Source organism: Burkholderia sp. AU33423, from assembly GCF_002223135.1.
Classification (GTDB): domain Bacteria; phylum Pseudomonadota; class Gammaproteobacteria; order Burkholderiales; family Burkholderiaceae; genus Burkholderia; species Burkholderia lata_D.
The window spans coordinates 342,100-354,541 of the sequence record NZ_NKFH01000010.1; the positions used below are offsets into that span (position 1 = coordinate 342,100).

Sequence of the window (12,442 nt, forward strand, 5' to 3'; positions counted from 1 at the left end):
GCATGCTTCATTGACGATGCGATCGCCCGGTGCGTCACGTGCCGGCGCGGTCGGTACATGTTCAGGAGTGCTTTATGGAAAATGCGGCAAAACAGGTGCTGGATACGCTGTTCGGACGGTGGCGCAGCCGGATCCTGTATGCGGGCACGCGGCTCGGCGTGTTCGATGCGGTCACGACCGACGCGCCGGTGTCGTCGGCCGCGCTCGCGGCGAAGCTCGACGTCGACGAGCCGCTGCTGTACCGGCTGCTGCGCGCGCTCGCGTCGCTCGGCCTGCTCGACGAGGATACGCGCCGCGGCTTCCGGGCCACCGCGTCGGGGGCGCTGCTGCATGCGGACACCCCGAGCACGCTGCGCGATTTCGTGCTGCTGCAGGAAGGGCCCGAGCATTACGCGATCTGGGCGCACCTGCCCGACATGGTGCGCGAGGGGCAGCAGAACGGCTTCGTCCGCGAGTTCGGCGCGATGGCATTCGACTATGCCAAGGACCACGAACGCTACCGGACCGATTTCAAGCGCGCGATGTCGAGCTTCTCGACCGTGCAGTCGGAACAGGTGGTCGATGCGCTGCGCGACATCACGTTCGCGCCGGGCACGCATGCGTGCGACATCGGCGGCGGCCAGGGGCACATGCTGTGCAGTCTGCTGCGGCGATTCCCGTCGCTGACCGGCGTCGTGTTCGACCTGCCCGAAGTGATCGACGGCGATGCGGATGACTGGGCGCAGCGGATGGGCGTGAGCGCACGCTGCAGCAAGGCGGGCGGCAACATGTTCGACGCGGTGCCGGCGGCCGATGTCTACCTGCTGAAGCTGATCCTGCACGACTGGAACGACGACGAGTGCGTGGCGATCCTCAAGCGGGCACGCGAAAGCGCCCGGGACGGCGCGCGCGTGTTCGTGATCGAACGGGTCGTGCCGGCGCCGGGCGTCGCGCATTTCTCGAAGCTCTACGACATCCACATGATGTGCTGGGGCAGCGGCCGCGAGCGCACGCGGGACGAATACGATGCGTTGCTCGAAGCCGCCGGCTGGCGGCCCGCCGGCGTCCGCTCCGCGCCGGACGGGCAGATCGACGTGATCGAGGCCGTCGCCGCGTAGCGCACGCCGGGTGCGCCGGGTGCGTCAGGCGGCGGGCGTCTCGCGGGTTTCGAGCCAGGTCATTTGCGGCTTGAGGATCGCGAGCGTCGCGCGAACGGCCTTGTTCTCGTCGCGCTGTTCGATCGCGTCGAGCACCGCCTGGTGCGCCCGCATGTCCGGCTCGGGGATCTCGGCCTCGTCGAGTTCGACGAGGATGTCCTCGACGTTCGCGAGGATCGAGCCCGAGAAGTAGCGATACAGCGCTTCGAGTGCGTGATTGTGTGATGCGGCGGCCACGGCGATGTGAAACGCGCGGTCGCGCTCGACGAACTTCTTCACGTCGCGCGACGCTTCGCGCTCGCCACGCGCCTTCAGCAGCTTGCGCAGCGTCGCGAGATCCTCGTCGGTGCGCCGGCGCGCCGCGTAGCGCGCGCATTCCGTTTCGAGCATGCACTGCAGTTCGAGGTGGTCGCTGCGCGCGGCGCGATCGACGTCGCGCATCGTCTCGGCCGGATCGACATTGCGGCGCACGTAGGTGCCGTCGCCCTGGCGCACTTCGAGCACGCCGGAATACGCGAGCGTGCGAACCGCCTCGCGCACCGTGTTGCGCCCGACTTCGAGCTGCTTCGCGAGATCGAGCTCGGTCGGAATGCGCTGACCGACGCGCCAGATGCCGGAAGTGATATTGGATTTGAGGATATCGATCGCCGAATCGACGAGCGAGTGTCGGATGGCCGGGGGCAGGCTTGACATTGCGGGTTTCGCTTGAAGCTTTAGGGTGTCGCTATCCTATCATCCGATCATTCGTTTGGTCGTTCAGGATAACGATATTCAAACGTGACATTTTGTTAACGTCAGACGAATAAACCTGCGGCCGACCGTTGCGTGCCGTGCACTCGTTGATTGCTTCCGCCGGCATTTACCGGCGTTGCGTCGACGTAAATGATTCCCATTCGCTGTTCAGTCGAGGTCGCCGTTGCACGAGCGGCCCTTCTTCCGACTCGAGGGCGCGGCGTATCCGCCGACGTCCGTCTCCGCTTTCCGGATAACCCGAGATGAATCGATCACACACCGGCCGCCGTGCGCGGCCAGGACTTCCGTTGCCGCGCGCGGCGTGGCGACGCGTGCCGGGCTGGGCGGCCGCACTGGCCTGCACGGTCGCGATGCCGGTTGCCGCTGCGGCGCCCGATACGCCGGACGCGGGCGAGCCCGCGAATGCGCCGATGCTCGCGCCGATCGTCGTCGACGGGCGGCGCGAGACGGGCGTCGGCCCCGTGCAAGGGATCGCGGCCGATGTGTCGCGCGCGGGCACCAAGACCGACACGGCGATCGTCGAGGTGCCGCAGGGCCTGTCGGTCGTCACGCGCGAACAGATGGACCGGCAGGACGTGCACAGCGTCGGCGACAGCCTGCGCTACACGCCGGGCGCCTACGCGGACTCGCGCCCCGGCGGTGTACTCGAGAGCGTGTTCCTGCGCGGCTTCGGCGGCTTCGCGGCGGCGGCGATCAATCCGCAGATGCTCGACGGCCTGCCGCTGCCGAAAGGCGTGAACTGGGCCGCGAGCGTCGTCGATCCGTGGACGCTCGAACGCATCGACGTGCTGCGCGGCCCGGCGTCGGTGCTGTACGGGCAGGCGAGCCCCGGCGGCATCGTCGACATGGTCAGCAAGCGGCCGACGCGCGATGCGCAGCACCTGCTCGCCGTGCAGACCGGCAACCGCGATCGCGGGCAGCTGGCGTTCGACTTCAGCGGACCCGTGACGCAGGACGGCACGTGGCGCTACCGGATCGACGGCCTCGCGCGCCGTGTCGACGAGCAGATCGATTATTCGCGGCAGCAACGGATCGTCGTCGCACCGTCGCTGACGTGGCAGCCGAATGCCGATACGAGTTTCACGCTGCTGGGGTCGTTCCAGCGCGATCCGCACAACAACTTCGCGGGCTGGCTGCCGGCCGTCGGCACGCTTTGGCCGGATTCGGGAAGGCGGATACCGACGCACTTCTATCCGGGGCTGCCCGGTTTCGACACGTACGACCGCACGCAGGCGATGATCGGCTATGCGTTCGAGCATCGTTTCAACTCGACGTGGAAGGTCCGGCAGAACGTGCGCTATACGCATCTCGATGTCGACTTCGCGGGCGCAGCGGTCAATTTCGTCGCGCCTTATCTGGCGCCGGGCGTGCTCAACCGTTCGCTGTCGTGGTCGCGCGAGCACGTGAACCATCTCGCGCTCGACAACCAGGCCGAGATGCGTGTAATGACGGGGCCGGTTGAGCATACGGTGCTGGCCGGGCTGTCGTATGAGCACGCGGTGGCGAATCTCGTCGGCTCGGGCTTCGGCGCGGCACCGCCGCTCGATACGCGTGCGCCCGATTACGGGCAGCCGTTTGCGGTGCCGCCGGTGGCGCAGCAGACGCGGCAGACGCCTGACCGGATCGGCGTCTATCTGCAGGATCAGGTGCGCTGGGATCGGTGGGTGTTCACGCTCGGCGGGCGGGAGGAGTGGTCGCGCACGACGACCGACGACCTGCTGCGATCCGCGAGCGTGCGGCAGAGTACGCGTGCGTTCACCGGGCGCGCGGGGGCGGTCTATCTGTTCGATAGCGGCTTTGCGCCGTACATGAGCTATTCGACTTCATTCGAGCCGGCGCTCGGCACGCGTTTCGACGGTCAGCCGTTCACGCCGACGAAGGCGAAGCAGTTCGAGGTCGGGTTGCGTTATCAGTCGCCGGATCGGCTGCAGAACGCGTCGATCGCGGCGTTTGATATTCGCCAGCGCAATGTCCTGACTGCCGATCCCGAGCATCCGTTCTTCAGTGTGCAGACGGGGGAGGTGCGATCGCGCGGGATCGAGCTGGAAGGGCGTACGCGTGTATGGAAGCAACTGGATGTGATTGCCGCGTACACGTATCTCGATACGACGGTGCAGGCCGATACGGATCCGACCGTGGTCGGCAAGCGCGTGGCGGCGGTGCCGCGCCATCTCGCGTCGCTCTGGCTGGACTATGCGGTGGAGCGGCCGGGGTTGCGCGGGTTGAGGGTCGGTGGCGGTGTGCGTTATGTCGGGCGCAGCGCGGGCGATAACGTCAATACGTTCGATGTGCCGGCTGTCGTGCTGTTTGATCTCGGGCTGTCGTATGACTTGGGTGTCGAGCGGCCTGCATGGAAGGGGTGGCGCGTTGCGGCGCATGTGAACAACCTGTTCGACCGGACTTATGTGTCGTCGTGTTTTTCGGCGGGCGGGTGTTTCTATGGCACGCGGCTGATGGTGACGGGGGATGTCAGTTATCGGTGGTGACGGGGAGACGATCGCGACGCCGGGGCTGCGCGTGAGCGGCTTTCCCGACCGCGCTGCCGCCCGGATACACTGACGCCTTCGCCGTATGCGTCGCGGCAGCGTGGGCCGTCGGCTGCGGATTCGTGGAGAGATCACCCATGAGCGTCGTCGTTCGTCGAAACCGGATCGCCATCCGCTTGTGCCGGGTGCTCATCTCGGGCGCGTTGGTCGCTTCCGTCGTCGGCTGTGCGGCGACGTCGGCTGACGATACGTCCATCGCCCCCGATCTGCATGAAACCGTCGTCAAGGTTCCGGTCGACGAGGGGGCGAGCACGCGGGACATCGTCGCCACTACCTACATGCCGGACGGCCCCGGACCCTTTCCGCTGATCGTGCTGAGCCACGGCAGCCCGCCCGATCCGCGCGACCGGCCGAAGGTGCGCCGCTATCGCGCGTTGCCGCAGATCCGGACGTTCGTAAAGCTCGGCTTCGCGGTCATCGTGCCGATCCGCCGCGGGTACGGGGCGACAGGCGGGGTCGATGCAGAGGATGCGGGTTCGTGCCGGCATCCCGATTACCTCGCTGCCGGCCAGCAGGCCGCGCGCGATGTGCTCGCGGCCGTGCGGTATGCGCAGACGTTGCCGCAGGTGGATCGAAACCGCGTCGTGCTGGTCGGGCAATCGGCGGGTGGTTTTGCTTCGCTGGCGGCGGCGAGCTACGCGCCGCAAGGGGTGGTTGCGGTGGTGAACTTTTCTGGTGGGCGTGGGGGGAACCCGACGACTCATCCCGGCATGCCCTGCGATCCGAAGCAGATGGCGGACACGATCGGGCATTTCGCGAGCACGACGCGGGTGCCGGTGCTGTGGCATTACGTGCAGAACGACAAGTATTTCGCGCCGGAGGTCGTGGCGACCTGGTTTGCCGCGTTTCAGGGGGCGGGTGGGCGCGGGCAGATGGTTGTCGAGCCGGCGTTTGGCAAGAACGGGCACGGGATGTTTGCGGTCAAGGAGGCGATACCGATCTGGTTGCCGCACTTCGAGGCGTTTGTTGGGCCGCTGGTGGCGGTGAAGTAGGGGCACCAACGGACTTTTGCAACGCTCGTTGCCGATCCGTACGAGCCCCCGACTTTCCCGATAACGGGCTACTCGTATCGATCAATTGGCGTTGATCGATTTTAGTTCGAATCTGGACAATTCGTATTCTTCCCAGGATGTCGGGCACAGCGCGACGGCAGTTTCGAAATTTTTCGCTGCGTCATCTGTTTTGCCGCTTGCCAGATTCATCTCACCAATATAGGTTTCGGCTTCACATTGGCGTATTTTGAGTGAATCCGCGTTGCCATTGGCCGTCGCTTGCCTGAGTTGGGCTGCGCTTATTTTCGAGAGGAAAAAATCAATGATCGGACGGGGCCAGGCAGTCTGATCCTGCAATTTCGATGTTTCGCTTTCCAGGCTTTCCCGGTCGTCTATTTTCTGTCGTTGCGATATCAGATGCTTCCAGATGAGTATGTATTCCACGGATTGAGAACTGCTTGATTCCCTGTTGTTCTCCAGCCATCTGTCAACACCACGCGATGCAGTTGCGTAGCGCTTTGTATAGAAATTCAACTTGATGTCGTTTTGCACGGCATCCCAGTTTTGCGAATCGAGTTGCAACGATTTTTCCAGGTAGCGGCGGGCGTCGTCATATTTTCCCATCGACAGGGACACTTGCCCGAGGTTCATATAAGTGGTTGACGAGCTGTTGTCCGCCGCGAGCGACGCATTCAGCTTGTCTATCGCAACTTGGTATAATCCCATGTCCGCAAATGCCATCGCATAACTATCCTTTATCTCAACGCTCTTCGGGTCGAGGTTCATCGCTTTTTCCAGATCTGCGAGGGCATGCTCGAAATCCAGTTTTTGCTTGTAGGCACTCGCTCTGGATTCATAGATTCCAGGATCGGATGGATCCAGTTTAATCGCCTCTGTAAAAGCGATTATCGCATTGTCATATTTTTCCGAGATTTTGTAATTCAGGCCGGCAAGATGATAGAGGTTTGTCGCAAATTTATAGCTGGTGCCGGTATTTTTTATGATTGTTGCTGCGGCGACTGCGTCATCTGCGGATTTTTCTCGCTCGTGAATCGTGCTGTATACAACGTTTCGGCCAAGGAACGCATCAAGAAGCGGGTAGGCGTCCAGTGCGGCGGTGTAATAGTTGATGGCGAGTGGGTAATTTCGATCCTTGAACGCGGCCCGTCCAAGTTGAGCGAGCGTGACGGATGTCCGTTGTGCGTTCGTCGAGTCGACCGACGACGGTGGCGGCACGGTGTCGGGGATCGTCAACTCGGCGGACGGACTGGCCGATGCACCGGTTACGAAGGTGGAAGTCAACAACGTTGCCAGAAGAATGGACAGGAGCGGTCGGTTCATGCGTCGGTTCGCATTTTTGAGCGTGTAGTTTGTATGCAGTGCACGTACGTGTTGCCGGTGGGTTTGTTCCGACCGCTGACGTGAGAAAGATTACCCGTTTAGCCGGCGACGGAGGCGGATATATCGATCGATCACTCTCGGTCACGGATGGCTATGAATTCTGGTTCCGGTTGGTTTCGCCGCGACGCACTCGACGGGCAGACAGTATCCCGAGATCGAGTGTGGCGTTGTCAATGAAAGTCAAAAGAATGACGGCCGTCACGGCGTTGCAGATCGATGATCGGCAATCCAAGGGCGGGTGGCGGAAAGCGGCCAGTGGGTATTCACGGACAACGCGTCCCGGAATCGTCAAAGGCGATAATCCGCGTGATGGAGCCTGTTCACGCGATGAAAATCGAGGTTGTGTTCATCGACGTCGGCGAAACGCGGGTCGATGAAACACGCGACGACTATCTCGGCGTATCCCTATATACGTTTCACGCGTCCCTCATGTCCGTGATCGAGTGGGGCGAGCATCATCGCCGCGTGTTCGACCGCAATGAGAGCCGGTGGCGATTTCGCGGTGTTCCGCCGGGCCGCAATCGCCCGCCAGCGCGGCACACATGCCGCGGAATAAGTGAGCCCGACGCCCGAGGCGCTGCCCAACCTGGCCCCGGACCACCCCGCGCGGCATGGCAATTGCTCGCCCCATTCCCAAAACCACCAAACCTACTTTCCCCCAAACCCCCACCCAGCCAGCCTCTCCCCGCTCAACCCCAAAATCCCGTGGCCGATTTTGTCACCACATGGGCCGGATATGACAATAAGAATCGCCCGCCCTAGGATTACGATGCCTCACGTCGTCGCCCGGGCCTGAGCCGGTTTCCCGCCTCTCGCCCCATCGCGCCCCTCATATATCGTCTGATTGGAACATCGACCATGAGCTATCACGCCCCCGTCAAGGACATGCTGTTCGTGCTGAAGGAACTGGCCGGCATCGACGCCGTTGCGCAGTTGCCGGGCTTCGAGGATGCCGGTTACGACACGGCGCAAGCCGTGCTCGACGAATCCGCGAAATTCTGCGGCGAGGTGCTGGCCCCGCTGAACGTCGAAGGCGACCGCAACCCGAGCAGCTTGAAGGACGGCGTCGTAACCGCGACGCCGGGTTTCGGCGAAGCATTCCGCCAGTTCGTCGAAGGCGGCTGGCAGGGGCTGCAGCATCCGTCCGAATACGACGGCCAGGGGCTGCCGAAGCTGATCGCGACGCCGTGCATCGAGATGCTGAACGCGTCGAACCTGTCGTTCGCGCTCTGTCCGCTGCTCACCGACGGCGCGATCGAAGCGCTGCTGACGGCCGGTACCGATGAACAGAAGCAACGCTACGTGCCGAAGCTGATCTCCGGCGAATGGACCGGCACGATGAACCTGACCGAGCCGCAGGCGGGCTCCGACCTCGCGCTGGTGCGCTCGCGCGCCGAGCCGCAGGGCGACGGCACGTACAAGGTGTTCGGCACGAAGATCTTCATCACGTGGGGCGAGCACGACATGGCGGACAACATCGTCCACCTGGTGCTGGCGCGCACGCCGAACGCGCCGGAAGGCGTGAAGGGCATCTCGCTGTTCATCGTGCCGAAGTTCCTGGTCAACGACGACGGCTCGCTCGGCGCGCGCAACGACGTGCATTGCGTGTCGATCGAGCACAAGCTCGGGATCAAGGCGAGCCCGACGGCGGTGCTGCAGTACGGCGACCACGGCGGCGCGATCGGCTACCTGGTCGGCGAGGAAAACCGCGGCCTCGAATACATGTTCATCATGATGAACGCGGCGCGCTTCGGCGTCGGGATGCAGGGCATCGGCGTGGCCGACCGTGCGTACCAGAAGGCCGCGGAATTCGCGAAGGAACGCGTGCAGAGCCGCCCGGTGGACGGTTCGGCCAAGCAGTCGGTGACGATCATCCATCACCCGGACGTGCGCCGCATGCTCGGCACGATGCGCGCGCTGACCGAAGGCGCGCGGGCATTGGCCTACGTGGCCGCCGCGCACAGCGACATTGCCCACCGCCATTCGGACGAGGCGACGCGGGCCCGTCATCAGGCAATCTACGAGTATCTGGTGCCGGTGGTGAAGGGCTGGAGCACGGAGATGGTGAACGACGTGGCGAGCCTGGGCGTGCAGGTGCACGGCGGGATGGGCTTCATCGAGGAGACGGGCGCGGCGCAGTATTACCGCGATGCACGTATCCTGGCGATCTACGAAGGCACGACGGCGATCCAGGCGAACGACCTGGTGGGCCGCAAGACGATGCGCGACGGCGGCGCGGTGGCGAAGGCGCTGATCGCGGAGATCGGCGACACGGTGGCGGCGCTGGGCAAGCTGGACGGCGCGGCGGCCGCCTCGGTGAAGGCGCAGCTGGAGAAGGGCGCGAAGGCGCTGTCGTCGGTGGTCGATTACGTGGTGGCGAACGTGAAGCAGGACCCGAACGCGGTGTTCGCGGGCAGCGTGCCGTACCTGAAGCTGGCGGGCGTGGTGCTGTGCGGGTGGCAGATGGGCCGCGCGCTGGTGGCGGCGCACGCGAACCGCGCGAGCGACCCGGCGTTCTTCGATGCGAAGATCGCGATCGCGCAATGCTATGCGGAGCACGTGCTGGTGCAGGCGGGCGCATTTGAAGCGTCGATCGTCGGCACGAAGGGCAACGAGGGCGTGCTCGCGTTGACGGAAGATCAGTTCTGACCGACTGACGGTCGGGACGCAGGAGGAGACAGGATTTTGACCACACAGGACTTGCTCGCGCAGTACGGCCCGCGCGAATCGATGGAATACGACGTCGTGATCGTCGGCGGCGGCCCGGCCGGGCTGTCGGCGGCGATCCGGCTCAAGCAGCTGGCCGCCGAGAAAGGCACCGAGATCGGCGTGTGCGTGCTCGAGAAGGGTTCCGAGATCGGCGCGCACATCCTGTCGGGCGCGGTGATGGACCCGCGCGCGATCACCGAACTGTTCCCCGACTGGAAGGAACGCGGCGCGCCGCTCGACGTCGAGGTGACGGAAGACCGCTTCCTGTTTCTTTCCGAGAAGAGCGCGGTCACGACACCGAACTGGGCGCTGCCCGCCAACTTCCAGAACCACGGCAACTACGTGATTTCGCTGGGCAACGTCACGCGCTGGCTTGGGGCACAGGCCGAGGCGCTCGGCGTCGAGATCTTTCCGGGCTTCCCGGCTGCCGAAATCCTGTACAACGACGACGGCTCGGTGAAGGGCGTCGCGACCGGCAACATGGGCGTGGGCAAGGACGGCGAGCCGACCGAGAACTTCCAGCTCGGCATGGAGCTGCACGCGAAGTACACGCTGTTCGCCGAAGGCTGCCGTGGCCATCTCGGCCGCCAGCTGATCTCGAAGTTCAAGCTCGACGCGAACGCCGATCCGCAGGCCTACGGGATCGGCATCAAGGAGCTGTGGGAAATCGATCCGGCGAAGCACAAGCCGGGCCTCGTGATCCACACGGCCGGCTGGCCGCTGAAGTCGGACACCTACGGCGGCTCGTTCCTGTATCACATGGACAACAACCAGGTCGTGGTCGGCTTCGTGGTGGGCCTCGGCTACACGAATCCGTACCTGTCGCCGTTCGAGGAATTCCAGCGTTACAAGACGCACCCGTCGATCCGCGCGTTCCTCGAAGGCGGCAAGCGCGTGTCGTACGGCGCGCGTGCGATCACGGCCGGCGGCCTGCTGTCGCTGCCGAAGACGGTATTCCCGGGCGGCGCGCTGATCGGCGACGACGCGGGCTTCCTGAACGCGTCGCGGATCAAGGGCAGCCACGCGGCGATCAAGACCGGCATGCTGGCAGCCGACGCGGCATTCGACGCGGTGCAGGCCGGCCGCCAGTCGGACGAGCTCAACGCATACCCGGACGCCTTCAAGCAGTCGTGGCTGTACACGGAGCTGTACCGCGCGCGCAACTTCAAGCAGTGGATGGCCAAGGGGCTGTACCTCGGCACGCTGATGGTCGGGCTCGAGCAGAAGGTGATGGGCGGCAACGTACCGTGGACGCTGCATCACAAGCATGCGGACCACGAGATGCTGAAGCCGGCGTCGCAATGCCAGCCGATCGAGTATCCGAAGCCGGACGGCAAGCTGACGTTCGATCGCCTCTCGTCGGTGTTCATCTCGAACACGAACCACGAGGAAAACCAGCCGGCGCACCTGACGTTGAAGGATGCGAACGTGCCGGTGAACGTGAACCTGCGCACGTACGCGGGGCCGGAGGGGCGTTTCTGCCCGGCGGCCGTGTACGAATTCGTGAAGAACGACGACGGCAGCGATCGCCTGGTGATCAACGCGCAGAACTGCGTGCACTGCAAGACCTGCGACATCAAGGACCCGACGCAGAACATCGTGTGGGTCACGCCGGAAGGCGGCGGCGGGCCGAACTACCCGAACATGTAACGCAACGCATCCCCGCGCCTGCGGGCGCGAACGAACCGGAGTGAGACGATGAGCAATGCAGCGAAAGAAGTCGTGGTGGTGAGCGGTGTCCGTACCGCGATCGGTGATTTCGGCGGCAGCCTGAAGGATTTCGCGCCGACCGACCTCGGTGCGAAGGTGGTTGCCGAAGTGCTGTCGCGTGCGAACGTGTCGGGCGACGCAGTCGGGCATGTCGTGTTCGGCCACGTCGTGAACACCGAGCCGAAGGACATGTATCTCGCGCGCGTCGCGGCGATCAACGGCGGCGTGGCGCAGCACACGCCCGCGCTGACCGTGAACCGCCTGTGCGGTTCGGGCCTGCAGGCGATCGTGTCGGCCGCGCAGACGATCATGCTCGGCGATGCCGACATCGCGATCGGCGGCGGCTCGGAAAGCATGAGCCGCGCCCCGTACACCGTGCCGGCCGCGCGCTTCGGCCAGCGCATGGGTGACGGCAAGCTCGTCGACATGATGCTCGGCGCGCTGCACGACCCGTTCCAGACGATCCACATGGGCGTGACGGCCGAGAACGTCGCGGCGAAGTACGGCATCTCGCGCGACGCGCAGGATGCGCTGGCGCTCGAATCGCATCGTCGCGCGGCGCGCGCGATCGCGGAAGGGCGCTTCAAGGATCAGATCCTGCCGATCTCGATCCGCACGAAGAAGGGCGAGGTCGCGTTCGACACCGACGAGCACGTGCGTCACGACGCAAGTGCGGACGATTTCACGAAGCTGCGCCCGGTGTTCGCGAAGGAAAACGGCACCGTGACGGCCGGCAACGCGTCGGGCATCAACGATGCGGCCGCGGCCGTGCTGATGATGAGCGCCGACGCCGCGCGCGCGCAGGGCGTGAAGCCGCTCGCCCGCCTCGTCGCGTATGCGCACGCGGGTGTCGATCCGGCGTACATGGGCATCGGCCCGGTGCCGGCCACGCAGAAGGCGCTCGAACGCGCGGGCCTGAAGATCAGCGATCTCGACGTGATCGAGGCGAACGAGGCATTCGCGGCCCAGGCGTGCGCCGTCACGCAGGAGCTCGGCCTCGATCCGGCGAAGGTCAACCCGAACGGCTCGGGTATCTCGCTCGGTCACCCGATCGGCGCGACCGGCGCGCTGATCACGGTCAAGGCGCTGTACGAACTGAAGCGCATCGGCGGGCGTTACGCGCTCGTGACGATGTGTATCGGCGGCGGCCAGGGGATTGCTGCGATCTTCGAGAACATCTGATAATCGAGCGCTC

At 64.7% G+C, this 12,442-nt stretch carries 8 protein-coding genes; 6 read left to right on the top strand and 2 right to left on the bottom strand.

Annotated features, from left to right (window positions below; genetic code table 11):
* Positions 1–74 precede the first annotated feature (74 nt).
* A complete protein-coding gene (locus CFB50_RS36830) occupies positions 75–1,097 on the top strand; it encodes a methyltransferase (protein WP_089449296.1) in 1,023 nt (340 codons plus the stop codon).
* A gap of 24 nt (positions 1,098–1,121) precedes the next feature.
* Here the strand turns inward: CFB50_RS36830 and CFB50_RS36835 are convergent, their stop codons facing one another.
* Positions 1,122–1,829 carry a FadR/GntR family transcriptional regulator gene (locus CFB50_RS36835; RefSeq protein ID WP_069250170.1) on the bottom strand — a complete coding sequence of 236 codons (708 nt, stop codon included), beginning with the start codon at positions 1,827–1,829 and terminating at the stop codon, positions 1,122–1,124.
* A gap of 302 nt (positions 1,830–2,131) precedes the next feature.
* Here CFB50_RS36835 and CFB50_RS36840 point away from each other — a divergent pair, with 302 nt between their 5' ends.
* Positions 2,132–4,375 (top strand): TonB-dependent siderophore receptor, encoded by a 2,244-nt coding sequence (locus CFB50_RS36840; protein WP_235986697.1) that lies wholly within the window; start codon positions 2,132–2,134, stop codon positions 4,373–4,375.
* A 137-nt stretch (positions 4,376–4,512) separates the two neighbouring features.
* Complete coding sequence (locus tag CFB50_RS36845) at positions 4,513–5,427, top strand: alpha/beta hydrolase family protein (RefSeq protein ID WP_089449298.1); 915 nt, start codon at positions 4,513–4,515, stop codon at positions 5,425–5,427.
* An 81-nt stretch (positions 5,428–5,508) separates the two neighbouring features.
* Here the strand turns inward: CFB50_RS36845 and CFB50_RS36850 are convergent, their stop codons facing one another.
* On the bottom strand, positions 5,509–6,768 hold the full coding sequence (locus CFB50_RS36850; protein WP_089449299.1) for a tetratricopeptide repeat protein: 1,260 nt from the start codon (positions 6,766–6,768) through the stop codon (positions 5,509–5,511).
* A 918-nt stretch (positions 6,769–7,686) separates the two neighbouring features.
* Here CFB50_RS36850 and CFB50_RS36855 point away from each other — a divergent pair.
* From CFB50_RS36855 to bktB, 3 genes are all read left to right on the top strand, one after another.
* Positions 7,687–9,477 carry an acyl-CoA dehydrogenase gene (locus CFB50_RS36855; protein ID WP_089449300.1) on the top strand — a complete coding sequence of 597 codons (1,791 nt, stop codon included), beginning with the start codon at positions 7,687–7,689 and terminating at the stop codon, positions 9,475–9,477.
* A gap of 81 nt (positions 9,478–9,558) precedes the next feature.
* Positions 9,559–11,187, top strand: a complete 1,629-nt coding sequence (locus tag CFB50_RS36860) for an electron transfer flavoprotein-ubiquinone oxidoreductase (protein ID WP_373452997.1) — start codon at positions 9,559–9,561, stop codon at positions 11,185–11,187.
* A 48-nt stretch (positions 11,188–11,235) separates the two neighbouring features.
* Complete coding sequence (gene bktB, locus CFB50_RS36865) at positions 11,236–12,429, top strand: beta-ketothiolase BktB (protein WP_089449302.1); 1,194 nt, start codon at positions 11,236–11,238, stop codon at positions 12,427–12,429.
* Positions 12,430–12,442 lie beyond the last annotated feature (13 nt).